The sequence below is a fragment of the Bradyrhizobium roseum genome (genome assembly GCF_030413175.1).
Classification (GTDB): domain Bacteria; phylum Pseudomonadota; class Alphaproteobacteria; order Rhizobiales; family Xanthobacteraceae; genus Bradyrhizobium; species Bradyrhizobium roseum.
Genome location: NZ_CP129212.1, coordinates 980,183 through 1,006,631, shown reverse-complemented (window position 1 = coordinate 1,006,631; position 26,449 = coordinate 980,183). Strand labels below are relative to the sequence as shown.

Sequence of the window (26,449 nt, the reverse complement as noted above, 5' to 3'; positions counted from 1 at the left end):
GGTTCAGCGCCCCAAATACACTTCGATCACCCGCTCGTTCGACGAGACCTGATCGATGGTCCCCTCCGCCAGCACCGTGCCTTCATGCAGACAGGTCACCTTGACGCCGAGTTCGCGCACAAAGGTCATGTCATGCTCGACGACCATGACCGTCTTTTCCTTGTTGATTTCCTTCAAGAGCTCTGCGGTCTGATGCGTCTCGACGTCGGTCATTCCGGCGACGGGCTCGTCGACCAGCAGCAGCTTCGGGTCCTGCGCCAGCAGCATGCCGATTTCGAGCCACTGCTTCTGGCCGTGCGACAGGCTGCCGGCCAACCGGTTGCGGGCATCGGTCAGGCGGATGGTTTCCAGCACGCGCTCGATCCGTTCGGCTTCGTCGCGGCTGCCGCGCCAGAACAGCGTGCCCTTGACGCTGTGATCGACATTGAGCGCCAGCAGCAGATTGTCCTCGATGGTCTGGCTCTCGAACACGGTCGGCTTCTGGAATTTCCGGCCGATGCCGAGTTCGGCGATGCGGGTCTCATCCAGCCGCGTCAGGTCGGTCATGCCGTCGAACAGCACCGTGCCTTCGTCGGGCTTGGTCTTGCCGGTGATGATGTCCATCATCGTGGTCTTGCCGGCGCCGTTCGGGCCGATGATGGCGCGCATCTCGCCGGGCTCGAGCGTCAGCGACAGGTTGTTGATGGCGTGAAAGCCGTCGAACGAGACGTGCACGCCGTCGAGGTAGAGCAGCGCGGAAGTGGTCCTTCCCTCCATGACACTCATGCGCTCACTCCGCCGGTCTCGGTTCGCCGACGCCATCTTCGCGCTCGGCGCTTTCGGCAATGGCCGATAGTTGTTTTGCCTTCCGTCCCTCCCACCATGCGTTGAAGGTGCCGATGATCCCCTTTGGCAGCAGCAGCGTCACCAGGATGAACAGCGCGCCCAGCATGAACAACCAGTACGGCGCCAGCGGACCCGAAGTGAAAACAGTCTTGGCGTAATTGACGACGACGGCACCGAGCGCTGCGCCGACCAGTGTGCCGCGGCCGCCGACCGCAACCCAGATCACCGCCTCGATCGAATTGCCGGGTGCGAATTCGCCGGGATTGATGATGCCGACCTGCGGCACATAGAGCGCGCCGGCGACGCCAGCCATGCAGGCCGACAGCGTGAACACGAACAGCTTGTAGGACTCGACGCGGTAGCCGAGAAAACGCGTGCGCGATTCGGCGTCGCGAACAGCGATCAGCACCTTGCCGAGTTTCGAGGTCACCACCGCCCGGCAGATCAGGAAAGTCACGATCAACGCGAGGCAGCTCAGCAGAAACAGCACGGCGCGGGTGCCGTCGGCCTGCACGTTGAAGCCCAGAATGTCCTTGAAGTCGGTCAGGCCGTTATTGCCGCCGAAACCGAAATCGTTGCGGAAGAAGGCCAGCAGCAGCGCATACGTCATCGCCTGGGTGATGATCGAGAGGTAGACGCCGGTGACGCGCGAGCGGAACGCCAGCCATCCGAAGCAGAACGCCAGCAGGCCCGGCACCAGCAGCACCATCAGCGCCGCAAACCAGAACATGTCGAAGCCGTACCAGTACCAGGGCAGGCTCGGATAGTTCAGGAACACCATGAAGTCCGGCAGGATCGGATTGCCATACACGCCACGGCTGCCGATCTGGCGCATCAGGTACATGCCCATGGCGTAGCCGCCGAGCGCGAAGAACGCGCCATGGCCGAGGGAGAGAATGCCGCAATAGCCCCAGATCAGGTCGATCGAGAGCGCCAATATAGCGTAGCAGGCGTATTTGCCGAACAGCGCGACCAGATAGGTCGGCACCTGGAACATCGAGCCTGCCGGCAATAGCAGGTTGGACAGCGGGATCAGCACGCCGAGGCCGGCAACCACCAAGATGAAGATGGAAGCGCTACGGTCGAGCGATCGCGTCAGGACGTGCGGCGTCATGCTTCCACCGCCCGGCCCTTGAGCGCGAACAGGCCGCGCGGCCGCTTCTGGATGAACAGGATGATCAGCACCAGAATGGCGATCTTGCCGAGCACGGCGCCGGCCACCGGCTCCAAAAACTTGTTGGCGATGCCGAGCGTGAAGGCGCCGACCAGCGTGCCCCAGAGATTGCCGACGCCGCCGAACACGACGACCATGAAGCTGTCGATGATGTAGCTCTGCCCGAGGTTGGGGCTGACATTGTCGATCTGCGACAGCGCCACGCCGGCGATCCCGGCAATGCCCGAGCCGAGGCCGAAGGTCAGCGCGTCGACGCGCGAGGTGGCGATCCCCATCGAGGCCGCCATGCGGCGGTTTTGCGTGACCGCGCGCATCTCGAGCCCGAGCGCGGTGTAGCGCAGCATGGCGAGCAGGATGACGAACACGGCAAGCGTGAAGCAGAGGATCCAGAGCCGGTTGTAGGTGATGGTGATCTGGCCGAGTTCGAACGCGCCGCTCATCCAGGAGGGATTGCCTACCTCGCGGTTGGTCGGGCCGAACATCGTGCGCACCGCCTGCTGCAGCACCAGCGAGAGGCCCCAGGTCGCCAGCAGCGTTTCCAGCGGGCGGCCGTAGAGAAAGCGGATGATGCCGCGCTCGATCAGAATGCCAATCGCGCCGGCCACCAGAAAAGCCAGCGGCACCGCGATCAGCAGCGAGTAATCGAACAGGCCGGGATAGCGGGTGCGGATGACCTCCTGCACCACGAAGGTGACGTAGGCGCCGATCATCACCATTTCGCCATGCGCCATGTTGATGACGCCCATGACGCCGAAGGTGATGGCGAGCCCGATCGCGGCCAGCAGCAACACCGAGCCCAGCGACAGGCCGTACCAGGCATTCTGCACCATCGACCACATGGCGAGATTGCTCTGGATCGAGGCGATCGCGCTGGTGGCCGCGCGCGCCACGTTGGGCGGCACATCGCTGCCCAATCCGGTCAGCAACGCCATCGCTTCCTGGTCGCCCTTCGCCTTGACGACGGCGACAGCCTCGAGTTTTTCCTGCTCGGTCGCGTCGGCCTTGTAGAGCAGAATGGCGGCGCGGGCTTCGGTGAAGGCGGCCTTGGCCGCCTTGTTGGTTTCCTTGGCCAGCGCCCCGTCGATGACAGGCAGCGCATTCTCGTCGTGGCTCTTGAACACCGACTGCGCGGCCGCGATGCGCTTGGCGGGATCGGGCGACAGCAGCGTCAGGCCGCCCAGCGCGGCTTCCACCGTGCGACGCAGGCGGTTGTTGAGGCGGACGGCGGCGGCATTGTCGGGCAGCTTGTCGACGGCGGCGCCGGTGGCGGCATCGATGAACTTGCCGTCGCTCCCGGTGACGAACACTTTCTTGGATTCCGGATCGGCCGACAGCCGGCCTTCCTGCAACGCGCTGATGATTGGAAACGCCAGCGGATTGCCCGAGGTGGCGACCGCGCCGATCGCCTCGTCGGTATCGGAAAAATCGTCATTGGCGAATTTGGCGACGGCATCTTCGAACGGACCGGCCAGCGCCGGCACGGCGAAGACTGCGGTCAGGAGGATGGCAAGTAGCGCCGCACGAATACGGTGGAGGAAATTGGCAGGCACAATACGACCCCGGCAGGAGTTGTGGGGAGAAGGCGGCGGCAGCGCCGCCTTCTCCGTTCTTGTTTGGTCGTTCTCTTGGAGGTTTTTTATAGCGTCAGGGATAGATCCGATTGGATCAGATCGGCATCAGGAGCCCTGGCCGCCGCACTTGTTGGTCTTGGTGTTGTAGTTGCCGCACTTCTTGCCGACCCAGTCGCCGATCAGGTCCTTGGAGCCGTCGAGCTCCTTCGACCATGCATCGCCGGCAACAAGACCGGGGGTCTTCCACACCACGTCGAACTGGCCGTTGGCTTTGATTTCGCCAATGAATACCGGCTTGGTGATGTGATGGTTGGGCAGCATCTTGGAGGTGCCGCCGGTCAGGTTCTTGGCTTCGATGCCGGGCAGCGCGTCGATCACCTTGTCCGGATCGACCGACTTCACCTTCTCGACCGCCTTGACCCACATGTCGAAGCCGATGACGTGCGCTTCCATCGGATCGTTGGTCACGCGCTTCGGATTCTTGGTGTAGGCCTGCCAGGCCTTGATGAACTTCTCGTTCTCGGGAGACTTGATCGACTGGAAGTAGTTCCAGGCGGCGAGATGGCCGAGCAGCGGCTTGGTGTCGATGCCGGCGAGTTCTTCCTCACCGACCGAGAACGCGACCACCGGAATGTCGGTCGCCTTGATGCCCTGGTTGCCGAGCTCCTTGTAGAAGGGAACGTTGGCGTCGCCGTTGATGGTGGAGACGACGGCGGTCTTCTTGCCGGCCGAGCCGAACTTCTTGATGTCGGCCACGATCGTCTGCCAGTCGCTATGACCGAACGGCGTGTAGTTGATCATGATGTCTTCCTGCTTGACGCCCTTCGACTTCAAGTAGGCTTCCAGAATCTTGTTGGTGGTGCGCGGATAGACGTAGTCGGTGCCGGCCAGCACCCAGCGCTTCACCTTCTCGTCCTTCATCAGATAGTCGACCGCGGGGATCGCCTGCTGGTTCGGGGCGGCGCCAGTGTAGAACACGTTGCGCTCGGACTCTTCACCCTCGTACTGCACGGGGTAGAACAGGATCGAATTCAGCTCCTTGAACACCGGGAGCACGGACTTGCGCGACACCGAGGTCCAGCAGCCGAACACGACCGAAACCTTGTCCTTGGTGATCAGCTCGCGGGCCTTTTCGGCGAACAGCGGCCAGTTCGAGGCGGGGTCGACAACGACGGCCTCGAGCTTCTTGCCGAGCACGCCGCCCTTCTTGTTCTGCTCGTCGATCAGAAAGAGGATGGTGTCCTTCAGCGTTGTTTCGCTGATAGCCATGGTGCCGGAGAGCGAATGCAGGACGCCGACCTTGATGGTCTCTTGCGCCTGGGCGTTTGAAAATGAAGCAAGGCCCAGAACCAGGCCGGCCGTGGCGGCCAGCCAGCGACGGCGGCTCATCGTCGCTATATCGTGAGTCAATTGAGTAAGCATGAGGTGTCATCTCCCTGACGCAGGCGTTAGACGCTGCGAACGGCCCCAACGGCCGCCTGCGTTAAGGGAATCGCAAGAACCATGCCATTGGGAAAAAACGGGATAAACCCATCTAATTGTTTTGGAATTTGTGGCGTGCGGAAATTGCCTCTAGCCAAACCGCTTAATTTTTAGACCCTCAAAATGTATGCTTTGGCAGCAAACTATCTAATTTTTGTGCAGATGCCGCAATTTGGCTAAATTTCTTGCACGGTTTTTGATCGTTTGGGGTTGCCAGCAGGCGGTCACGCGCTGTCTCGCAGAGCAATTCCTTCACTCTGCGGATGAAATGCGTGGGATTCGCCTTGAAAGCGCCGCGCAGGTCAGCCATATGACAGGGGTGACCTAGAGAATCATCAGGTCCTTGCGAGCCGCGTGTTCTGATCCCGTTTTGCGGTTTCTGGCTTGCCCCTTTCAGCTAGCAAAACCGACGCCCCAAACACGCGGGTGTCTCTGACACCCCCCTCGCGCGCTCCTGGCCGAACCCGGTTGGGCGCCTGCCTTTTTTGATGGAAAGAACCCTCTTTTGACCTCCTTTCAGGATTTCGGCCTGGCCGAACCCATTTCCCGTGCTCTCAAGGAAGAAAACTACCATACCCCCACGCCGATCCAGGCCCAGACCATCCCGCTCGCCATCACCGGCCGCGACATCGTCGGCATCGCCCAGACCGGCACCGGCAAAACCGCGTCGTTCGCGCTGCCAATCCTGCATCGTATTCTGGAAAACCGGATCCGGCCGCAGCCCAAGACCTGCCGCGTGCTGGTGCTGTCGCCGACCCGCGAATTGTCAGGCCAGATCCTCGACAGCTTCAACGCCTATGGCCGCCATATCCGCCTAAGTTCGACCCTGGCGATCGGCGGCGTACCGATGGGCCGCCAGGTCCGCTCGCTGATGCAGGGTGTCGAGGTCCTGGTCGCGACCCCCGGCCGCCTGCTCGATCTCGTCCAGAGCAACGGCCTGAAGCTCAACCAGGTCGAATTCCTGGTGCTCGACGAAGCCGACCGCATGCTCGACATGGGCTTCATCAACGACATCCGCAAAATCGTCGCCAAGCTGCCGATCAAGCGCCAGACCCTGTTCTTCTCAGCCACCATGCCGAAGGACATCGCCGAACTCGCCGAAGCCATGCTGCGCGACCCCGCCCGCGTGGCGGTGACGCCGGTGGCCTCGACCGTCGATCGCATCACGCAGCGCATTATCCAGGTGGACTTCTCGGCCAAATCGGGCGTGCTGGCGCAGCTTCTGAAGCAGGAACCGGTCGACCGCGCGCTGATCTTTACCCGCACAAAGCACGGCGCCGACAAGGTGGTGAAGACGCTGGAGAAGGCAGGCATCCCCGCCAACGCCATTCACGGCAACAAGTCGCAGAACCACCGCGAGCGCGTGCTCGCCGCGTTCCGCACCGGCGAGATCCGCACCCTGGTCGCCACCGACATTGCCGCCCGCGGCATCGACGTCGACGGCATCAGCCATGTGGTGAATTTCGATCTGCCGAACATTCCGGAATCCTATGTCCACCGCATCGGCCGCACCGCGCGCGCCGGCGCCGAAGGCGTGGCGATCTCGCTGGTCGCGGGCGCTGAAGAGATGGGCTATCTGCGCGACATTGAGCGGTTGATCCGCATCACCCTGCCGCGGGAAGACCGCCGCACGCCGGGCAGCCGCGACGCCGCGCCGGCTGCTTCGCAGCGCCCCGCGCAAAAGAATCGTGGCGGACGCTCCGCCCCGCGCGCCCACGCCGCCCGCACACAGGACTCCCGGGGTCACGAATCCCGGGGACATGAAGCGGCGCCGGGCTCAAAAGGCCCTCGCCGTCCCCGCCGAGGTGGTGGTAATAGTGCCGCGCCGCAGCCGAACCGGCACGACCAGCCGCGTCCGGCGCAACAGGCCGGCAAGAGCCAAGGCGGGAAAAGTGAGGGCATTCAGGGCGTCGCCTTCTTGCATCGCGAGAGCCGTCCGAATACTCAACCCAACCGTACCCACCGACCGCAGCGCTAGCCTCGATCGACCTGGAGACCACCATGGCTAAAGAAGAGCTGATCCAGTTCGAAGGACTGGTGACCGAAATCCTCCCTGATGCGCGCTACCGCGTGCAGCTCGATGCCGGACACGAAATCGTCGCCTACACGGCCGGCAAGATGAAGAAGAACCGGATCAAGACGCTGGCAGGCGATCGGGTCACGATCGAAATGTCGCCCTACGATCTGGAGAAGGGCCGCCTGATCTTCCGTCACAAGGACGAGCGCCCGAACCCCGGTGCCCCGCGTGGGGGACCGCCGCGCGGCGGTCAGTTCCGCCGACGGTAACGTACCGCTAACCTTATCGGAAACGCGCCCGGCAGCCCTGTCGCGCGCGGAGGCGGGCGGCTGCCCGGCCGAATCAAAAAATCGTGCACGTCAGGATTGTTTTGAACGTTGCAATCGAATAATATTGTCCATCGATTTTCGGCCGGACGACATTAGCTATCCACCGGTACAGCCGGTTTAGACGCTGACGACCCTTCCAAAAATTCGATCTCACCAGCCCATCGAAGGGTGGGTTACGACTTGTATATCTGAGAAGGGACTACCCCAGTGAGCATGGGAACCGTGAAGTGGTTTAACGCAACCAAGGGCTATGGCTTCATCCAGCCGGATGACGGCGGCAATGACGTGTTCGTGCACATCAGCGCTGTCGAGCGTGCCGGCCTCGGAACGCTGCGTGAAGGCCAGAAGATCTCCTACGAGATCGTGGCAGATCGCCGTTCTGGCAAATCTTCGGCCGACAATCTGCGCGCCGCCGGATAACGATTCCCCGGGCCGCTCGCGACGGCGTCCCGGGCAATCGCCACTGACTGAGCCGAAAGGCCGCGCCGATAGCGCGGCCTTTCGTTTGTTGGGAACGATACGCGCTGGCGAACAGGCGCAGGGTCGCACCGACCCAAGCCGTAAACAAATCGTAACCGGCGGCACCTGCAATCCGTCACATCCCCGGATCGGCCGGTTTTTCGGCAATCGAATTAAGCCGCACTTAGGAAGGCTGCGGCTACGATCGCGCGCTTTTGGATAGCCAGGGGGCGCGCTCGTGCCAATTCGTCTTCAGCAGTTTCTTTCCCGTTTCCGCCGCGACCGACGCGGTAACGTGGCCATCATCTTCACGTTCGCAGCGATCCCCCTTGTATCGGCGATCGGTTGCGCGGTGGACTATTCGATGGCGACGCGAATGAAAGCAAAACTGCAATCCGCGGCAGACGCCGCGGGCATTGCCGCGCTCTCGCAGAAATCGCCGGGCTTCCTCGCGGCCTCGGTCATGACCGGCAACGGCTCCGTCACCGCCGGCGTCACCGACGCGACCAACGTCTTCAACGCCAACATGAACGGCATCACCGGCTACACCAACCCGAACATCAACATCTCGGTAACGAAGACCGGCATCAAGCTCGCCGCCAGCGTCACGTTCTCGGTCGATGTTCCGACAACCTTCCTGCGCGTGATCAATTTCAACAAGCTGACGGTGTCGGGGCTTTCGAGCGCAGCCGCCACGTTGCCGCCGTACCTCGATTTCTACCTGACGCTGGACACCTCGGGCTCAATGGGCCTGGCGTCGACGCCCGCCGAGCAGACGCGGCTTTCCCAGGTCAACCCTGACAACTATCGCCAATATCCCACCGGCTGCGTCTTCGCCTGCCATTTCGAGCCCAAGAACAGCGCCTGTACCAATACCGGCACTCAGGGATACCCCACGAACAACGCCTGTCTGGGCTATGCGATCTCGCGTGTCAGTCAGTCCGGCTTCAAAAACCTGCTCGAGAACACGACTGTGAATTCGACCTACCCTGCGGGAAAAAGGTTCAAGTCAAATACGATCCGAGACGGATTGCCGGATTCGTTGTACTCGAACCTGACGACGGTTTCTTCCTGCGACACAGCCGGCACCGACGCCTGCGTCCAGTTGCGCGCCGACGCCGTCGGCTACGCCGTAACCGAGCTGTTCAAAACCGCGAACGCCTCCAAGAAGGTCCCCGACCAGTTCCGCATCGGGATCTATCCCTTCGTTCGATACCTCTACGCGTATTTTCCGCTGACCAGCGCCATCAACGGATCTCCCACCACGCCGGGCACCATCAACTACGCAGCCGCAAACCTTGCCACGCAGCTCGACACGAACATGAATTCAAGCCTCGGCTCGGGCGGCACGCATATCACCACCGCGCTCACCACGGTCAACGGCCTCATCGGCAGCGGCAGCGGCGCCGTCGGCGACGGCAGTACGCAGAGCACTCCGCAACCCTACGTCTTCCTCGTCACCGACGGCGCACAAAACAACCAGGTTAAAGGCGTTCCAAACGGTTCCTGGTCGGGCAGCAATCATGCGACCACGATCGATAATCGGGGCGCCCTGGCGACCGTTTCCCAATGCGAAACGCTCAAGAGCCGCGGCGTCGTCGTTTCCGTGCTCTACATCCCCTACCAAAAGATCGATCCCGTGAATACGAGCTTTGCCAACAACGAAGGCACCGCTGCCAACGACAACATTGCGTATATTCCGGCCAGCCTGCAGAAATGCGCGTCGCCGGGCTTCTTCTACACCGCGAGTTCGCCTACTGAAATCACCGCGGCGCTGAATGCTATGTTCAACCACGCGCTACAGACGGCGCATATTACGAACTGACCCGGCAACGAGAGGGCGGTCGTCGGCTCCGCCGACGGCCCGCGCGGGCCTGGCTCCCGAGAACTGCGCCGCCCTCTTCCACAGCGCAACTTCGCCGGCCGATGCCGGCGCGGCGCTGGACGCCAAGCGCGCAGCATCCCCGCAAGCGACCCGTATCCGGGACCGGTCATCCGCCGGAGCAGCCGGCCAAGCCGGCGATCGCGGCTTGTTCCGGGCGCCGCTGACGCCCTGACACGAAATATCGAAAACAACCCCATGCAAAGTAGAACGACCCCGGGGTTCGCAGCCCTCAGGCTGCCTGCGTCCGGCCGCCGGACCGTTGCTGCGGCCGGCCTGACTGACCTTGTCCGGCCTCAGAGCCCGCGACGGAGCACGGGGCGGACAGAGGGCGTATGCCCATGTCAGTCGAAGCAGGGGCGTGCCAACCGCGACCTGCGCCGACGCGATGCTGCGTTCGGAGCCGCGATCAAAGGCCGCTACGGATGGGCCGGCGCGTGCCAGCCGAAGCGGATCCCGGCAATGCCGCGCGCCCCTCGTCCTTGAAGGGAAGGGCGCGGTAAACAGGAGAACGGTTACGTAGTTGGTCCGGAACCGCCTGCCGTTACAAAGGTGTCGCGCAGTTCGAGAAGCCGGCCGTCGGATAGGTCACGCACAGAACCAGGCGCGGGCGTGTATAGGCGACATCCCTGAACGTCATGCCGGTCTTCGACACCAGATAACCGACTGCGGGCGTATACTTGTAGCTGATCTCGCTCCAGACCACGAACGTCCCCTTGGCCACGGAAAGCGTGGACGGCAACGTCACGGTTGTGCCCTGCGTATGAGGCGCTGTCCCTGAGATCGTGACATTGCCCGCCCCGTCGATCACCAGTTCCTTGCTCCACTGAACGCGGGCGGCCCCCGTCGAGCTGTCGATGTAAACCTGGGTGACATAGGATACCAGCGGCTGCCCCGGATAAGGCGTCATGATGGCTTTTGCCGCCTGACCAAAACTCATGAGATCGGCGTCGGCAATGGTCTGGCTCTGCGACGTCAGGTCGGCAAGCGTTCGCGCCACCTGGGTGGCCTTGCGGTCCACCGATATCGCCGACGAATATTCGACCACGCCGAAGTACATCGCCACCATGATCGGAAAAATCATGGCGAATTCGACGGCGGCGAGACCACTGCGATCGGCCCAAAGACCGCGCAGGCGAAGCGACATATTCTGCATTTGGGATACCATCATCGCATCACGGCTCGACATGAAAGGCGGCGGTCGCGGAGAGCAGCCGCTTGCTGCCGTTGAGATTTCCGATGTTGTAGCCGAGCCCGGTGACGAACAACGGCCACTGGTAGAAGGCACGAACCACGATGGTGTTGGGAGAGCCCGACGGCGGCAACGAATAGACGAAGGGTCCAGTAAGGCTGCCGGCGACGATCGGATCGGTAATCGTGATCGTTGCGCCCGGCGCAAAGGACTTCATATCGACGGTCAGGTTGCCGAGATTGCCCTGGCAATTGAACATTATCTTGATGCGATCGCAGAGATTTTGCTTGAAGTCCGCTTCGGTCATGGCCGCGTTCTGGGCCTGACGGGTCAGGATCAGCCGAGCGCTTTCCAGCGTTGCGTTCTCCAGGACCTGGCCGGCAAAAAACACGATCGCCGTTTCGAGAATCGCAAACAGCATGCAGAAGAACAACGGCGCGACCAGCGCGAACTCGACGGCGACCGAGCCCCGCCGGTTGCGGCGGAAGCGGCCCAGAATGCTTTTGACAGGGGCTGTTGCAACAGCAGGTGACGACATCGAAAGATCCCCGGGACGGCAGCGATATCTGCCAGCGAGAGTTACCTGAAAGTGATTGTGGAATGGTTTCGACGCATCGATGCAGAGCGGCCCCGGCCGCTAACGAAGCGTTAACCATCGCCGCAGCGGGCCTTCGCGGGCCACGGCGAGTCGACGCCAACGGGTATGCCGGTCGTGATGGCTTCGGGCAGGAACACGTGGACGATGGAAACCTCGGCTCTGATTTCGATCGGAGCCGTGAACGATCAGTTCGATCGGCCTCCGGCGCCGGCGGCCTGACCGCTGAGGTTGCCGGCCTGGTCGATCGCCGATTTGAAGAAGGTTTCACCGTCGCCAAGCGTAATCCGGCGCTGGCAGATCGGCATGCAGCTATACGATTCGCGCTCGACACCGCGATAGACCGTCACCAGCTGGTCGGTCGGGCCTTCGACCTGGATCTGGCGGTCCACCAGCACCTCGCCGTTGCGGTCCATGGCAATGAAGTTGGTGGCGCCGTAGCCCTTTCCGGTGACGACAATGATGCCCCCGCTCTGCAGCGTTACGTCCGCGATCAGGGGATTTCCGACCACGATGGTGGAGACCTTGGCGGGAAGCTTCACGAGCTTGGCCTGGTCGACATAGACGGCGATGCGGTCGGGATCGGGTGCGGCGAGCGCAACGGCCGGCCACAGCAGGAGGCCTGCAAGGAGGGAACGCAATCCAAAACGCGCGCGCGCGCGGGTACGCTGGGACTTGAACGACATCTTTTACCCCGGGGCATCAACAAGCCGGCAGTGGCGATACGCAGCGGCACCGGCGCCCGACAAGGTGAATCTGACGGCTATTGATGAACAAAGGGAAAAGAGACCCCGGAATGAGGCAAGAAATCCCCGGCCAACATGGTTAAAAAATCGTGCACTATTTGCGGAACGGATAGGCGATCTGGCCGATGATTTCACGGGGGAACGACGACTGATCGTCCACGCCGTAGTGCCCCGGCAGCACGCCTTTCGGCATCCGGAAGGTCCCGAACAGGATGTCCCAGAGCGGAAATGTGCCCGCGAAATTGGTATCGCCTCCCTCCTCGCGGGAGGTGTGGTGCCAGCGGTGAAATACCGGCGTCGCCAGCACGTAACGGAGAGGCCCGAGCGTCCAATTGAGGTTGGCGTGAACGAACGCCGAATGGAAAATATTCAACGGCCCGAGCCAGAGCATCACGCCGGGTGATATGCCGGCCAGCAGCAGCACGACATCGACCCCGATGGTGCCCAGCAGCAGATTGACGGGATGAAAGCGCGCCGCCGAGATCCAGTCCACGTCTTCCGACGAATGATGGATGGCATGGTATTTCCAGAATCCGCCGCCATGGAACATGCGGTGGAGCCAGTACATCATGAAGTCGGCTGCGACCAGGAACAGGATCGCCTGCAGCCACAATGGCAGGCGCGACAGCGGACCATGGCCGTTGTCGTAGAAGGCGATCAGTTCGTCCGCATCGCGGATGCCAAACAGCAGAGCGGCGCCGAGCACCAGCAGGCCGACGCGAAACACGCGTGCGAACAGCGGCACCAGGAACCAGTAGCAGATGTCGGTGACCAGTTCGCGCTTGCGCCACCACGGCCTGCCCGGATTGCAGGCCCAGAAATGCGCCAGCACCGAGAACACGAGCGCCAGCGCAATGGTAACCGGCACCACCTTCGTCAGGGTCTGGCCGAGCATCTCGAGGATTTCGGTCGGCAGGTTCATCCGGCCCGGGTATCAGAATCCGGGCGCGCCCTCAATCGGAACGGGGCCGCGGCGGCCGGGCGGTTCGGTGGGAGGTTTCAGTTGGGGGTCCGAACGTGCAGCACGGCGTTCTGGTCGGCATAGACGCGCCGCCAGCCGTCGATGCGATCGAGCAGGCCCACCGCAGGCGTGTGCGGTGTCAGCAGCACCGCATCGATGTCCCATTTTTTCAGCATGCCGAGCAGTTCGTTGACGTCCTTGAGCTGCATGGCGCGGTAAAAGGCGACGTCGAACGCTTCGCCGTAAAGCTCGGCACGTCCGTCGACGAACACCGGGATCTGTCGCCAGATCAGATAGCCGCCGAACGGCAGATCGTTGAGAACCCGCTTCGGCTGATACGCCCGCATCGCCTCGACCGCCGCCGCCGGTGCCTGGTGTTCCGGCACGGCCATGGCAGCGTTGGCGGCGAGCAGCCAAGTCCAGCCACCGAGCAGGAGCATGACCGCGGCCATCACCGGCGCCGGGACGCTCCCGCGGGCCGTCCACGCCGGCCGCAGCGCGAACTGCGACGCCACCGGTGACAGCACGACGATCGGCAGCAGCAGGGCGAATATCTCGAAGTTCCTGATGTGCGCCAGCGCCATGTGCAGCAGGCCGAGCACCAGCGCGATCCGCGGCGGCGTCAGCTTGACCCCGCCGTACAGCGCGCCGCCGACCAGGGCGAGGATCGCCAGTTCGAACGGGCCGAACTTGCTGAAGTCGGCCGGCATCCATTCATAGATCAGATGCAGGAGTTCACCGAGATCCAGGATCTTGCGTGCGGCCAGGATCGATCCCCACCCGTAAGGCGTGACGCAGCAGGCCACCAGCGCCGCGACGCCGAACGCCGTCCAGCGCAGTGCCAGCGCCCTTCGCAAGACACGGTCGACGTTCCACAGCGCATCGAGCGCGAAAGCCCCTGTCAGTACCAGGCCGAACATGAATCCGCCGTGCAGGTTGGCCCACAGCGCGATCAACGGCAGCAGCCATGGCGACGGCGCCTGCCCGCGTTCGCTCGCCGACATCAGCCCGTACGCCCATGCCAGCATGACCGGCAAGGCCAGCGCGTGCGGGCGCGCCAGAAAATGACCGTACGAAAGCATCAACGCCGCGATCGCGACGCCGACCGCCCAGACGGCCGGAATCCGGCGCCCGAGCATGTGGGTGAGCAATGCGAAGGTCGCAGCGATGGCGCTCGCTCCGAGAACCACCGGCCCGGTCCAGCCCGCCAGATTGTAGCTCGTCGCATACAGGACCTGCGCCAGCCAGGACGACGACATCCAAGGCTCACCCGCCTTGGTGAAGGAATAGATGTCGACGCGCGGCACTGCATGGTGGTCGAGGATCCACTGCCCCACGGCGATCTGCCAGTAAGTGTCTGAATCCCTCAACAGCACCGGCGCGCCGAGCAGAACCAGCACCAGCGTGTAGACGCCCATCCCGACCCAGAGCCATGCCGGCACCTGGCCCAGGATGGAGGATTTTCCGACGGTTGCCGGCATAACGCTCGTGTTCATGCCGGCCACCCACACAGGTTTGAAAAAGCGCGGGATACCCCGGCCCCGGAACGCGCGGGCCAACCCGGCGGCGTCGCCCTCATCGGTCAGCCTCCGCCACGCACATAAAGGATGGACACATCGTCGGCATAGACCCGCCGCCAGCCGCCCAGATGGTCGAGCAGACCCACCGTGGGGGTGCCCGGCCGCAGCAGCAACCCGTCGATGTCGTACTCCTGGAGCAGGCCGAGGAATCGACCGACGTCATTACGCTCCAGCGCGTTGTAGTAGGCCATCGTGAATTTTTCGCCGTACAACTCGGCCCGCCCATCGATGAAGACGGGCACCCGCCGCCAGATCAGGTAGCCGCCGAAGGCGCGGTCGTTGAACACGCGCCGGAGGTTATGCGACTTGACGGCTTCGACCGCCGCGGCGGGCGACTGATCGTGCGGCGGCGCATACGTACCGTGCGCCGCGGCGGTCCAGGTCGAGACGGCGAGCGCCGCGGCCAGCACCACCGCCGAACCAAGCGTGACCCTGCCCGATCGATCCGGTTGCAGCCCCAACTGTTGCGACACCGGCGTCAACACGACGATCGGCAGCAGCAGCGCGAATATCTCCAGATTCCGTCCATGCGAAAGCGCCATGTGCAGCAGGCCGAGCACCAGCGCGATCCGCGGCGGCGACAGCTTGATACCGCGATAAAGCGCGCCCGCGATCAGGACGAGGATCGTCAATTCGAAGGCACTGGGCTTGCTGAAATCCGCCGGCGCCCATTCGCTGAGAAGCCGCAGCAGTTCGCCAAGATCGAGAATCCTGCGTGAGGCCAGGATCGATCCCCAGCCGTAAGGCGTGACGCAGCAGGCCGCCAGCGCGGCCAACCCGAACCCGGCCCAGCGCAGCGCCAGCGGCCTGCGCTGCGAAGGCTCCGCGTTCCATAATGCGTCGATCGCAAAAGCGCCCGCCAGCACCAGACCGAACACGAAGCCGCCATGCAGATTGGCCCACAGTACAATCACCGGCAGCAGCCAGAGCGACGGCGGCTGACGCCGCTCGCTCGCCGTCATCAATCCGTAGGCCCAGGCCACCATGAGCGGCATCACCAGTACGTGCGGACGCGCCAGAAAATGCGGCATCGACAGCACCACGGCCGCCAGCGAGATCAGGACCGCATAAGTCGGGGAAAGGCGCCGTTCCAGGATATGGGCGAGCAGCGCAAAAGTCGCAGCGATGCCGCCCGCCGCAACCGCGACCGGCCCGGCCCAGCCGGCCACGCTGTAGCTTGCGGCATAGAGCACTTGCGCCAGCCAGGATGACGAAATCCAGGCCTCGCCGGGCATGGCGAACGAATACGCATCGACGCGCGGCATCGCTGCGTGGTCGAGAATCCATTGGCCCACGGCGATCTGCCAGTAGGTGTCGGAATCGTTGAGAAGCCCGCTGCTGGCGAACAGCAGAAACGCGTACAGGCCGGCGCCAAGCCACAGCCAGGCCGGAATCTGTCCGAAGCTGGAGACTTTCACATGGCGAATGGTCGCGGCGTCGATGCTCATGACACGTTCCAGCCCGGCGCCGCAGCGCTTGATCGGTTCAAACCGGCCCCCCGTTTGCCGTCCCGTCGCGTACCGGCACGCGTCGTCGTTGGATCATGCCCTACTGACGGAAGGGATATGCCAACTGTCCACCGATCTCGGTGGGGATCTTCGGATCGTCCGCGCCGTAGTGCTCGGGCAGTACGTTTTCAGGCATGCGGAAGGTGCCGAACAGGATGTCCCACAGCGGGAAGGTGCCCGCGAAATTGGTGTTGCCGCCTTGTTCGAGCGACGTGTGATGCCAGCGATGGAAGACCGGCGTGGCAAGCACGTATTTGAACGGGCCCAGCGTCCAGTTCAGGTTGGCGTGGACGAAGGCGGAGTGGAAAGTCGTGAACGGCCCGACCCATAGCATGATGTTGGGAGAGATGCCCGCCATCAGCAGGACGACGTCGACCAGGATCGTTCCGATAAACAGGTTGACGGGATGAAACCGCGCCGCCGAGATCCACTCCAGATCTTCCGAGGAATGATGGATGGCATGGTATTTCCAGAACCCGCCGCCGTGAAACATACGATGCAGCCAATACAGCATGAAGTCGGACGCAACGAGGAACAATATCGCCTGCACCCAGAGCGGAAGCGTCGACAAAGGCCCATGGCCGTTGTCGTAGAATGCAATCAGGTCATCGACCTCGTGAATGTTGAAGACGACCGCTGCGCCCGTTACCAGCAAGCCGATGCGCAGGATCCGTCCGAATACGGGGACCAGGAACCAATAGCAGATGTCGGTGACGAGTTCGCGCTTGCGCCACCACGGTTTGCCAGGATTGCAGGCCCAGAAATGCGAGAGCACCGTGAACACCAGCGCGAGCGCGATCGTGATCGGCACGACCTTCGCAATCGTCTGCCCCACGACAGTGATCACTTGCATTGACATTTCGGACATGACGACCCCGTTCAATCTGAGACGTCAGGGGTATCCGGTGGCGCTTAAAGAGCCGTGAATGAAGGCAGCCGACCGAGGCGGCGAGGAACGGCGACAGCAAATTCTCCCGCATTTTCTCGAACCGCTTAATGCCGTGTTTACTGTGCCCAGCAACTGCAAGTTCCAGGCATTTTTGCGCGATCGAATTAACTGCGTCGAAATTGTCGCACCCCTAGGGTTCGGCATGGTCACGGCGCTGAGAACGCCGGAGAGACCGCAGTTAAAGTTCGACCAGCCATGTGTACACAGGAGCTATCATCAATGAAGAATCTGGTTTCGCGTTTCGTGAAGGATGAGTCCGGCGCCACCGCCATCGAGTACGGCCTGATCGCCGCCGGCATCGCGGTCGCGATCATCAGCGCGGTGAACGGCCTCGGCACCAAGCTGTCGAGCAACTTCGTCGCGATCTCGAACTCGCTCAAGTAAGCGACGTCGCGATAACGCTTCAAAGGCCCCGGCTTGCCGGGGCCTTTGTTTTTTGGCCAGGCGCTTCGGCGTGCATCGGCATGCCGCCGCCGGATGCGGCTCGAACGGTCTACTTTCCGGCGTTTCCCGATTGTTCATTTCTAGTGGCTAGGCTTCCGCCACTCCCGGTCAACCGCAGCCTCGGTGAACTCATGATTCTCGACACCGCCCGCCTCCTGCTGTTTCCGGCCCTGATGGCGTTCGCAGCCGCGAGCGACCTGTTCACGATGACGATTTCAAACCGGGTATCGCTGGCGTTGATCGCCGGCTTTGCGGCGCTCGCGGTGCTGGGCGGCATGGGTCTGCACGACATCCTGATGCATATCGGCGCCGGCGCAGCCGTACTGGTGGTGGCCTTCGGCTGCTTCGCGATGGGATGGGTCGGCGGCGGCGACGCCAAGGTCGCAGCCAGCGTGGCGCTCTGGTTCGGTTTCGACCATCTGCTCGATTACTTGCTGTTCGTCTCGCTGCTCGGCGGAGCACTGACGGTCCTTCTGATTCAGTTTCGCCAATGGCCGCTGCCTTCGCTGCTGGCGAGGCAGGCCTGGCTGGAGCGACTGCACGACAAACGCAGCGGCATTCCCTACGGCATCGCGCTCGCGATCGGCGCACTGATGGTCTATCCGGAGACCGAATGGATCAAGGCGATCGACCTCGCACATCTCGCGATGCGCTGATCCGGCGTCGCTAACTTTCCGTTAAGGCAATTTACACACGCCTCATTAACCATGCTTTGACGAATAGCTGGTCAACTCCCTTTACGGCGGCGGATGCGTCGCAGCGTAATGTGGAAAGTGAAGCGTAATGAATACCGCACGCATTGCAGTCCTGTCCATCGCCCTCGGCGCCGGTGGCATCGCCGCATATCTCGCAAGCGGCTCCAACGACAATCCTGCGCCGGCTCAACCGGTCGTGCAGATGCAGACCGTCGATATTCTCGTCGCCAAGGCGGACATCGGCCTCGGCCAGTCGGTCAAGCCGGACGATCTGCAGTGGCAGGCCTGGCCGGCCGCGACTGCCAGCAGCTTCATCAGCCGCGCCAGCAAAGCCGACGCCATCAAGGAGATCACGGGCTCGATCGCACGCTCGCCGTTCATCGCGGGCGAGCCGATACGTGACCAGAAGCTGGTGAAGGCCGACGGCTCCGGCTTCATGGCGGCGATCCTGCCCCAGGGCTTCCGGGCGGTTTCCACCGAAATTTCGCCGGAGACCGGCGCCGGCGGCTTCATCCTGCCGAACGACCGCGTCGACGTGCTGCTGACCAAGCGCGACAAGAATCCCGACGGCAAGGGCGCCGACGTCGCCGTCGCCGAGGTCATCCTGAGCAATATCCGCGTGCTCGCGATCGACCAGGCACCGAAGGAAAAGGAGGGCTCGAGCGCATTGGTCGGCAGAACCGTCACGCTCGAGCTGAAGCCCGAACAGACCGAGACGCTTGCGCGCTCCCGCCAGAGCGGCACGCTGTCGCTGGCGCTGCGCAGCATTGCCGACATCAAGACCGACGAGAAGCCGCTGGAGGCCGCGGACAAGCGCGGTGAAAGTCTCAACGTCATCCGTTACGGCGTTGCCAGCCAGCAGACGATGCAGAAGTGAGCGAAAGGACGCACGTTATGAAGTGCAGGGAAATTCAGCCGATGATGCGAACGTCCATCGTCCGCGCCCTGTCGTTTTCGGCCGTGGCCGCGCTCACGATCAACCCGGCGCTGACGCCGGTGATGGCGAGCGACTATCGCGCCGCCGCGCCAGTCACCACCGACGGGCAGATGAACGCGCGGTTCGTTTCGCTCGGGATCGGCAAATCGTTCGTGATCGACCTTCCGCGGGAGATCAAGGACGTGCTGGTCGCCGACCCGAAGGTCGCCAACGCCGTGATCCGCTCGACCCAGCGCGCCTATATCATCGGCGCAGCGGTCGGTCAGACCAACATCATTTTCTTCGATTCCACGGGCGCCCAGATCGCGGCCTATGACATCGCGGTCAAGCGCGACCTCAACGGTGTGCGGGCCGCGCTGAAGCAGTCGCTTCCGAATTCGGACATCTCGATCGAGGGCGTCGGCGACGGCGTCGTATTGAGCGGCAGCGCGGCGAGCCCGATCGAGGCGCAGCAGGCCGCAGATATCGCGGCCCGCCTCGTCGGTGGTGACGCCAAGGTCGTCAATTCGATCGCCGTCCGCGGCCGCGACCAGGTGATGTTGAAAGTCACTCTCGCTGAAGTCCAGCGCTCGGTCATCAAGCAGCTGGGCATCGATCTCAGCGCCAACCTGACCTACGGCACATCCGTCGTCAGGTTCAACAACAGCAACCCGTTCTCCGCGAACAGCGCGCCGCTGGTCGCCGGCAACTCCCTTGTCGGGAGTTTCGGCTCGACGCCATCCGTGCAGGCGACGCTGCGCGCGATGGAAACCGCCGGCGTGGTGCGGACCCTTGCCGAACCCAACCTCACGGCTATTTCCGGCGAGTCCGCAACCTTTATCTCGGGCGGCGAATTTCCAATTCCAACCGGCGTGACCTGCCAAACGACATCGTCGGGCGGCATCGGACAATGCGTCCAGACCGTCAGCTTCAAGAAATTCGGCATCTCCCTCAACTTTACGCCGGTCGTGCTGACAGAGGGACGGATCAGTCTTCGGGTGATGACCGAAGTATCGGAAGTCTCGACCGAAAACGCATTGCAGGGCGGGTCCGGTGGCACGACGATCCCCTCGATCAAGACCCGCCGCGCCGAGACGACGCTGGAAATTCCGTCCGGCGGTGCGATGGCGATGGCCGGGCTGATCCAGGAGCAGACCAAGCAGGCCATCAACGGCCTCCCCGGCCTGGCGCAAGTGCCGGTTCTCGGCACGCTGTTCCGCAGCCGCGACTACGTCAACAACCAGAGCGAACTGATGGTGCTGGTCACGCCTTATGTGGTGCGCGCGGTCGCGCAGAAGGATTTGTCGCGGCCCGACGACGGCTTTGCCGCCGCCTCCGACCCGCAGGCCGATCTGCTCGGCAGCGTCAATCGCATCTACGGCGTTCCGGGCCGCGTCGAGAAGGCCCGGAATTATCGCGGCACCTACGGCTTTATTACGGACTGAGGCGGGACGATGACATCGAAGATCAAATCAAAAAAGTCCGCCGATCCCAGGCGCATGCTCTGCCTGGCGGGAGCGCTGATCGGGCTTTCCGTGGCGCTGGGCGCCTGCAAGACAGCCGCCACCGATGTGGCGACCACGGCAAGCGTACCCGACGACGTTCGCCTGCGGCATCCGATCGCCATCCAGGAAGCCGACCGCTCGATCGTGGTTTTCGTCGGCCGCGGACGCGGCGGCCTCTCGGCCACCCAGCGCGCCGACGTGATGTATCTCGGCCAGACCTGGATGCGCGAAGGCACCGGCGTCATTTCTATCGACGTGCCCGTCAGCACGCCGAATGCACGGGCGGCCGAAGATTCGTTGCGCGAGATCAAGTCGATGCTGGCGGCCGTCGGCGTGCCGCCGCGCGCCACCACCGTCCGCCAGTACCGCCCCGAAGACCCCAGGCACATGGCCGCGATCCGCCTCAACTATCCGAAGATTTCGGCGGTGGCGGGCCCATGCGGGCTGTGGCCGGAGGATCTGGGTCCGTCGGTCCACAACAAGAGCTATTTCGAAAACAAGCCGTACTACAATTTCGGCTGTTCCAATCAACGCAATCTGGCGGCGATGATCGACAATCCATCGGATCTCGTGCAACCGCGCCCCGAAACCGCGGCCTGGGCACCGCGCCGCGCCGTAGCCTTCGATAAATACCGCAAGGGCACCCCGACCTCGACCATCTATCCCGATGCCGACAAGGCCAAACTCAGCGATACCGGCAAATGATCACTTACTCGCGCCAAGATACAGAGCAGTCGCCGGAGTCCGGGGCAGCGTCCACCGAAGACCACATCGCGCCGGCACCCCGGGTGTCGGTGCAGGCTTTCTGCGAGACGGTGGAAACCGCGGCTGCCGTGCAGTCCGCGGGCGAAGACCGCCGCCTCGGCAAGGCCCACCTCAAGATCCAGATGGGCGGCATGGCCGCCGCCGTCGAGGCCTACCGTTCGGCCCCAACCCCGAACGTCATCATCCTGGAGACCGAGGGCCGCAACGACATCCTGCTCGGCCTCGACCAGCTCGCCACGGTCTGCGACGCCGGAACCCGCGTGATCGTGATCGGACGCATCAACGACGTCATGCTGTATCGCGAACTGGTGCGCCGCGGCGTCAGCGACTACGTCATCGCGCCGGTCAACGCCATCGACGTCGTGCGCTCGGTCTGCAACCTGTTCTCGGCGCCGGAAGCCAAGGCCGTCGGCCGCATCATCGCCATCGTCGGCGCCAAGGGCGGCGTCGGCGCCTCCACGGTCGCCCACAACGTCGCCTGGGCGATCGCGCGCGATCTTTCGCTGGATTCGGTCGTCGCCGATCTCGACCTTGCCTTCGGCACTGCCGGGCTCGATTACAATCAGGACCCGCCGCAGGGTATCGCGGACGCGGTGTTCTCGCCCGACCGCGTCGATACCGCGTTCCTCGACCGCCTGCTTTCGAAATGCACCGATCATCTGAGCCTGCTGGCGGCACCGGCGACGCTCGATCGCGTCTACGATTTCGGCGCGGAGGCGTTCGATTCGATCTTCGACACGCTGCGCACCACCATGCCCTGCATCGTGCTCGACGTTCCCCATCAATGGTCGGGCTGGACCAGGCGCGCGCTGATCGCGGCCGACGACATCCTGATCGTCGCGGCGCCCGATCTCGCCAACCTGCGCAACACCAAGAACATCTACGACCTGCTGAAGACGTCGCGGCCGAACGACCGCGCTCCGCTCTATTGCCTCAACCAGGTCGGCGTCCCGAAACGTCCGGAGATTCCGGCCGCCGAGTTCGCCAAGGCGATTGAAAACCACCCGATCGCCACGATCCCGTTCGAGCCGCAGATCTTCGGTTCGGCCGCCAACAACGGCCAGATGATCGCGGAGATCGCCGCCAACCACAAGACGACAGAGACGTTCCTGCAAATCGCCCAGCGGCTCACCGGCCGCGGCGAGACCAAGAAGCCCAAGAGTTCGTTGCTTTCGCCCCTGCTCGATAAGTTGCGGGCCAAGAAGTAGCCGCCTGCGTGGAGTATCATCGTGTTCGGTAAGCGTAGTGATAGCGATACGCGGGTGAAGCCCGCCATTCAGGCGCCACAGCCGGCTTCCATCGCCGCGACAGCGCCGCGCGAGACGGCAGCGCCGGCCGTGGCGTCGCCGCCGATCGCGCCCGCCAAGGCGCCGCCCGCGCCCGCCATGGAGGCGCGGCGATCGGAAAATTACTACCAGGTCAAGGCGACGATCTTTGGCGCCCTGATCGAGGCGATCGACCTCGCCCAGCTCGCCAAGCTGGACGGCGAGTCGGCACGCGAGGAAATCCGCGACATCGTCAACGAGATCATCGCGATCAAGAACATCGTGATGTCGATCGCCGAGCAGGAAGAACTGCTCGACGACATCTGCAACGACGTGCTCGGCTACGGCCCGCTGGAACCGCTGCTGTCGCGCGACGACATCGCCGACATCATGGTCAACGGCGCCGGCACGGTGTTCATCGAAGTCGCGGGCAAGATCCAGAAGACCGGCATCCGCTTCCGCGACAACCAGCAGCTGCTCAACATCTGCCAGCGCATCGTCAGCCAGGTCGGCCGGCGCGTCGACGAATCCTCGCCGATCTGCGACGCCCGTCTCGCCGACGGCTCCCGCGTCAACGCCATCGTTCCGCCGCTGGCGATCGACGGGCCTTGCCTCACCATTCGTAAGTTCAAGAAGGACAAGCTGACGCTCGACCAGCTGGTCAAGTTCGGCGCGATCTCGCCGGAAGGCGCGCAGATCCTGCAGATCATCGGCCGGGTCCGCTGCAACGTGCTGATCTCGGGCGGTACCGGCTCCGGCAAGACCACGCTGCTGAACTGCCTGACCCAGTTCATCGAGGAGGACGAACGCGTCATCACCTGCGAAGACGCCGCCGAACTGCAATTGCAGCAGCCCCACGTGGTGCGGCTGGAAACCCGGCCACCCAACATCGAAGGCGAAGGCCAGGTCACGATGCGCGAACTGGTCCGCAACTGCCTGCGTATGCGCCCCGAACGCATCATCGTCGGCGAAGTCCGCGGACCCGAGGCATTCGACCTGCTGCAGGCGATGAACACCGGCCACGACGGCTCGATGGGAACGCTGCACGCCAACAACCCGCGCGAAGCCCTGTCGCGCTGCGAATCCATGATCACCATGGGCGGCTTCTCGCTGCCCTCGCGCACCATCCGCGAGATGATCTGCGCCTCGATCGACGTCATCGTGCAGGCCGCGCGCCTGCGCGATGGCTCGCGCCGCATCACCCACATCACCGAGGTGATGGGCATGGAAGGCGACACCATCATCACCCAGGACGTGTTCCTGTACGACATGGTCGGCGAGGACGCCAACGGCAAGATCATCGGCCGGCACCGCTCGACCGGGATCGGACGTCCACGGTTCTGGGAACGGGCGCGATACTACGGCGAGGAGAAGCGGCTTGCAGCCGCGCTCGACGCCGCCGAAGTCATCGAGAACAGGTGAGGAGTCCATGAGCATACAGACGCTCGCGCTGGCGTTTCTCGCCGCCACCGCCCTTGGCGGGCTGGCCTGGGTATTCATCTATCCGTCGCTGTCGGGCGAGCGGAAGGCCGAATCGCGCCGCGCCTCGATCGCGCGTTCGGACGCGCCGGCGCGCCAGGCCGAAAAAACCCAGCGTTCGCGCCGCGAGCAGGTCGAAGGATCGCTCAAGGAGCTCGACGCGCGGCGCAAGAAGGAGAGCTCCGTCCCGCTCGGCCTGCGGCTCGCCCAGGCCGGTTTAGGGACCTGGACCACCCAGAAATTCTGGATCGCGTCCGGCATTTCCGGCGCGGTCGGCGGCGGCCTCGCCTTCATGGTCGGCGGCAGCCCGCTGGGCGCCGCCGTGATGGCTTTCGCCTGCGGCCTCGGCCTGCCGCGCTGGGCGCTGAACTTTCTCAAGAAGCGGCGCGAGAAGGCTTTCCTGAAGGCGCTGCCCGACGCCGTCGACGTCATCGTGCGCGGCATCAAGGCCGGACTGCCGCTGTTCGAATCGATCAAGGTGGTGGCGGCCGATTCACCCGAGCCGCTCCGCAGCGAGTTCAACGCCATCATCGAAACCCAGACCATCGGCATGCCGCTCGGCGAAGCCTGCGCGCGGCTCTATGAGCGAATGCCGCTGCCGGAGGCCAACTTCTTCGGCATCGTCGTCGCGATCCAGCAGAAGTCGGGCGGCAATTTGTCGGAAGCGCTCGGCAACCTCTCCAAGGTGCTGCGCGACCGCAAGAAGATGGGCGAAAAGATTCAGGCGATGTCGACCGAAGCCAAGGCCTCGGCGAGCATCATCGGGGCGCTGCCGCCGGCCGTGATGCTGCTGGTGTGGCTCTCGACGCCCGACTACATCGCGCTGCTCTGGACCCACCAGATCGGCCAGTTCATGCTGGTGTGCTGCCTCGGCTGGATGGCGATCGGCGTCATGGTCATGAAAAAAATGATCAACTTCGACTTCTGACGGTGCGAACATGATTGATTTTCTGATCACCAAGATGCACGACGCGCGGTTCATGACGATGCTGCTGGCCGCCGTCGCGGCGAGCGCGACCGCCTATACGCTGATCATGCCGCTGTTCGCCGGCGAAGGCCTCGCCAAGCGCATGAAGGCGGTCGCCAGCGAACGCGAACGGCTCCGGCAGCGCGAGCGCGAGCGCCTCGTCAAATCGGAGAAGGTATCGCTGCGGCAAACCCCGAAGCAGCTTGTTTCCAAGGTCGTGGAAGATTTCAACCTGACCAAATGGCTGGCGCAGGAGGCGGCGCGCGACAAGCTGATCATGGCCGGCTACCGCGGTCACGCGCCCTATGTCACGTTCCTGTTCGCCCGCGCGGTGACACCGATCGCGCTGTTCATCGCCGCGGCGCTCTACGTGTTCGTACTGGTGCCGCTGGACAAGTCGCTGACGATCAAGCTCGGTATCTGCATCGGCGCCGCCTATCTCGGCCTGCAGGCTCCGATGCTGTTCCTGAAGAACGCCATCTCGAAGCGCCAGCTCCAGATCAAGCGCGCGTTTCCCGACGCGCTCGACCTGCTGCTGATCTGCATCGAGTCCGGCATGTCCGTCGAAGTCGCCTTCCGCAAGGTCTCGACCGAAATCGCCGGCCAGTCGATCGCGCTGTCGGAGGAATTCGCGCTGACCACGGCGGAGCTGTCCTACCTGCAGGACCGCAAGAACGCCTACGAGAACCTCGCCAAGCGCACCGGCCTCGAAGGCGTGAAATCGGTCTGTCTGGCGCTGATGCAGTCGGAGCGCTACGGCACCCCGCTCGGCCAGAGCCTGCGCGTGATGGCGCAGGAAAACCGCGACATGCGGATGACCGAGGCCGAGAAGAAGGCGGCCGCACTGCCGCCGAAGCTGACCGTGCCGATGATCCTGTTCTTCCTGCCCTGCCTGTTCATCGTCATTCTCGGGCCGACCTACATCAAGCTCCAGATGATGCACTGATATCGCGAGCTGTTAGGAAAGCCGGCTCTTCATTTTCCATCGTGATCCAGGCAAACGGCGCGGCGACAACGCTGCGCCGTTTTCCATTTCGGTGCGTGAGCTCACCGGGCGGCAAGGCGTCAAGCACCGGTAGCGGCGTCCGGGCGAAGCCGCGGCGTTACAGCTGGATGTGGAGCGGGCGAAACGAGGCGGTGCGC

25 protein-coding genes are annotated in these 26,449 nt (G+C 63.4%); 13 read left to right on the top strand and 12 right to left on the bottom strand.

What is annotated here, in order from left to right; genetic code table 11:
* Positions 1–3: 3 nt before the first annotated feature.
* The 5 genes from urtD to QUH67_RS04570 all read right to left on the bottom strand — a co-directional run bounded on the left by urtD (position 4) and on the right by QUH67_RS04570 (position 5,362).
* On the bottom strand, positions 4–765 hold the full coding sequence (gene urtD / locus QUH67_RS04590) for an urea ABC transporter ATP-binding protein UrtD (protein WP_300945473.1): 762 nt from the start codon (positions 763–765) through the stop codon (positions 4–6).
* A gap of 4 nt (positions 766–769) precedes the next feature.
* Positions 770–1,939: an urea ABC transporter permease subunit UrtC gene (urtC, locus tag QUH67_RS04585; protein WP_300945471.1), complete on the bottom strand. Its 1,170-nt coding sequence runs from the start codon at positions 1,937–1,939 to the stop codon at positions 770–772.
* Positions 1,936–3,549, bottom strand: coding sequence for an urea ABC transporter permease subunit UrtB (gene urtB, locus QUH67_RS04580; protein ID WP_300945470.1), 1,614 nt, complete (start codon positions 3,547–3,549; stop codon positions 1,936–1,938). Before urtB ends, urtC begins: the two co-directional genes overlap by 4 nt.
* 126 nt (positions 3,550–3,675) lie before the next feature.
* Positions 3,676–4,959 carry an urea ABC transporter substrate-binding protein gene (urtA, locus tag QUH67_RS04575; protein ID WP_300945469.1) on the bottom strand — a complete coding sequence of 428 codons (1,284 nt, stop codon included), beginning with the start codon at positions 4,957–4,959 and terminating at the stop codon, positions 3,676–3,678.
* Positions 4,960–5,170: 211 nt separating this feature from the next.
* The gene (locus QUH67_RS04570) at positions 5,171–5,362 is read right to left on the bottom strand and encodes a hypothetical protein (RefSeq protein WP_300945468.1); all 192 of its coding nucleotides are present in this window, start codon (positions 5,360–5,362) and stop codon (positions 5,171–5,173) included.
* A gap of 195 nt (positions 5,363–5,557) precedes the next feature.
* Between QUH67_RS04570 and QUH67_RS04565 the strand changes: the two genes are divergently transcribed.
* The 4 genes from QUH67_RS04565 (at position 5,558) to QUH67_RS04550 (ending at position 9,682) form a co-directional block, all read left to right on the top strand.
* Positions 5,558–7,030: a DEAD/DEAH box helicase gene (locus tag QUH67_RS04565; protein ID WP_300945467.1), complete on the top strand. Its 1,473-nt coding sequence runs from the start codon at positions 5,558–5,560 to the stop codon at positions 7,028–7,030.
* 23 nt (positions 7,031–7,053) lie between these two features.
* Positions 7,054–7,338 carry a translation initiation factor IF-1 gene (gene infA, locus QUH67_RS04560; RefSeq protein ID WP_300945466.1) on the top strand — a complete coding sequence of 95 codons (285 nt, stop codon included), beginning with the start codon at positions 7,054–7,056 and terminating at the stop codon, positions 7,336–7,338.
* A 267-nt stretch (positions 7,339–7,605) separates the two neighbouring features.
* Positions 7,606–7,818 (top strand): cold-shock protein, encoded by a 213-nt coding sequence (locus tag QUH67_RS04555; RefSeq protein WP_002714433.1) that lies wholly within the window; start codon positions 7,606–7,608, stop codon positions 7,816–7,818.
* 277 nt (positions 7,819–8,095) lie between these two features.
* Positions 8,096–9,682 carry a TadE/TadG family type IV pilus assembly protein gene (locus QUH67_RS04550; RefSeq protein WP_300945465.1) on the top strand — a complete coding sequence of 529 codons (1,587 nt, stop codon included), beginning with the start codon at positions 8,096–8,098 and terminating at the stop codon, positions 9,680–9,682.
* Between the two features lie 601 nt (positions 9,683–10,283).
* Here QUH67_RS04550 and QUH67_RS04545 read toward each other — a convergent pair.
* The 7 genes from QUH67_RS04545 to QUH67_RS04515 form a co-directional block, all read right to left on the bottom strand.
* The gene (locus tag QUH67_RS04545) at positions 10,284–10,895 is read right to left on the bottom strand and encodes a TadE/TadG family type IV pilus assembly protein (RefSeq protein ID WP_300945464.1); all 612 of its coding nucleotides are present in this window, start codon (positions 10,893–10,895) and stop codon (positions 10,284–10,286) included.
* Between the two features lie 19 nt (positions 10,896–10,914).
* On the bottom strand, positions 10,915–11,469 hold the full coding sequence (locus QUH67_RS04540) for a TadE/TadG family type IV pilus assembly protein (protein ID WP_300945463.1): 555 nt from the start codon (positions 11,467–11,469) through the stop codon (positions 10,915–10,917).
* A 245-nt stretch (positions 11,470–11,714) separates the two neighbouring features.
* Positions 11,715–12,212, bottom strand: a complete 498-nt coding sequence (locus QUH67_RS04535) for a pilus assembly protein N-terminal domain-containing protein (RefSeq protein WP_300945462.1) — start codon at positions 12,210–12,212, stop codon at positions 11,715–11,717.
* 154 nt (positions 12,213–12,366) lie between these two features.
* Positions 12,367–13,194 carry a sterol desaturase family protein gene (locus tag QUH67_RS04530; RefSeq protein ID WP_300945461.1) on the bottom strand — a complete coding sequence of 276 codons (828 nt, stop codon included), beginning with the start codon at positions 13,192–13,194 and terminating at the stop codon, positions 12,367–12,369.
* A 77-nt stretch (positions 13,195–13,271) separates the two neighbouring features.
* Positions 13,272–14,729, bottom strand: a complete 1,458-nt coding sequence (locus QUH67_RS04525; RefSeq protein ID WP_300945460.1) for a hypothetical protein — start codon at positions 14,727–14,729, stop codon at positions 13,272–13,274.
* 86 nt (positions 14,730–14,815) lie between these two features.
* Positions 14,816–16,261 carry a hypothetical protein gene (locus QUH67_RS04520; RefSeq protein WP_300945459.1) on the bottom strand — a complete coding sequence of 482 codons (1,446 nt, stop codon included), beginning with the start codon at positions 16,259–16,261 and terminating at the stop codon, positions 14,816–14,818.
* Between the two features lie 100 nt (positions 16,262–16,361).
* Positions 16,362–17,180 (bottom strand): sterol desaturase family protein, encoded by an 819-nt coding sequence (locus tag QUH67_RS04515; protein ID WP_407080444.1) that lies wholly within the window; start codon positions 17,178–17,180, stop codon positions 16,362–16,364.
* 309 nt (positions 17,181–17,489) lie between these two features.
* Between QUH67_RS04515 and QUH67_RS04510 the strand changes: the two genes are divergently transcribed.
* The 9 genes from QUH67_RS04510 to QUH67_RS04470 all read left to right on the top strand — a co-directional run bounded on the left by QUH67_RS04510 (position 17,490) and on the right by QUH67_RS04470 (position 26,252).
* Positions 17,490–17,654 carry a Flp family type IVb pilin gene (locus QUH67_RS04510; protein WP_300945457.1) on the top strand — a complete coding sequence of 55 codons (165 nt, stop codon included), beginning with the start codon at positions 17,490–17,492 and terminating at the stop codon, positions 17,652–17,654.
* Positions 17,655–17,845: 191 nt separating this feature from the next.
* Complete coding sequence (locus tag QUH67_RS04505; protein WP_300945456.1) at positions 17,846–18,370, top strand: A24 family peptidase; 525 nt, start codon at positions 17,846–17,848, stop codon at positions 18,368–18,370.
* Positions 18,371–18,497: 127 nt separating this feature from the next.
* Positions 18,498–19,286: a Flp pilus assembly protein CpaB gene (gene cpaB / locus QUH67_RS04500; RefSeq protein WP_300945455.1), complete on the top strand. Its 789-nt coding sequence runs from the start codon at positions 18,498–18,500 to the stop codon at positions 19,284–19,286.
* Between the two features lie 17 nt (positions 19,287–19,303).
* Positions 19,304–20,770: a type II and III secretion system protein family protein gene (locus QUH67_RS04495; RefSeq protein ID WP_300945453.1), complete on the top strand. Its 1,467-nt coding sequence runs from the start codon at positions 19,304–19,306 to the stop codon at positions 20,768–20,770.
* A 9-nt stretch (positions 20,771–20,779) separates the two neighbouring features.
* A complete protein-coding gene (locus QUH67_RS04490; protein ID WP_300945451.1) occupies positions 20,780–21,535 on the top strand; it encodes a CpaD family pilus assembly protein in 756 nt (251 codons plus the stop codon).
* Positions 21,532–22,803 carry an AAA family ATPase gene (locus QUH67_RS04485; RefSeq protein WP_300945450.1) on the top strand — a complete coding sequence of 424 codons (1,272 nt, stop codon included), beginning with the start codon at positions 21,532–21,534 and terminating at the stop codon, positions 22,801–22,803. Before QUH67_RS04490 ends, QUH67_RS04485 begins: the two co-directional genes overlap by 4 nt.
* A 21-nt stretch (positions 22,804–22,824) precedes the next feature.
* Entirely contained in the window at positions 22,825–24,282 is a 1,458-nt protein-coding gene (locus QUH67_RS04480) for a CpaF family protein (RefSeq protein WP_300945449.1), read from the top strand.
* 7 nt (positions 24,283–24,289) lie between these two features.
* Positions 24,290–25,267 carry a type II secretion system F family protein gene (locus QUH67_RS04475; RefSeq protein ID WP_300945448.1) on the top strand — a complete coding sequence of 326 codons (978 nt, stop codon included), beginning with the start codon at positions 24,290–24,292 and terminating at the stop codon, positions 25,265–25,267.
* 10 nt (positions 25,268–25,277) lie between these two features.
* The gene (locus QUH67_RS04470; protein WP_300945447.1) at positions 25,278–26,252 is read left to right on the top strand and encodes a type II secretion system F family protein; all 975 of its coding nucleotides are present in this window, start codon (positions 25,278–25,280) and stop codon (positions 26,250–26,252) included.
* The last annotated feature ends 197 nt before the right edge of the window (positions 26,253–26,449 follow it).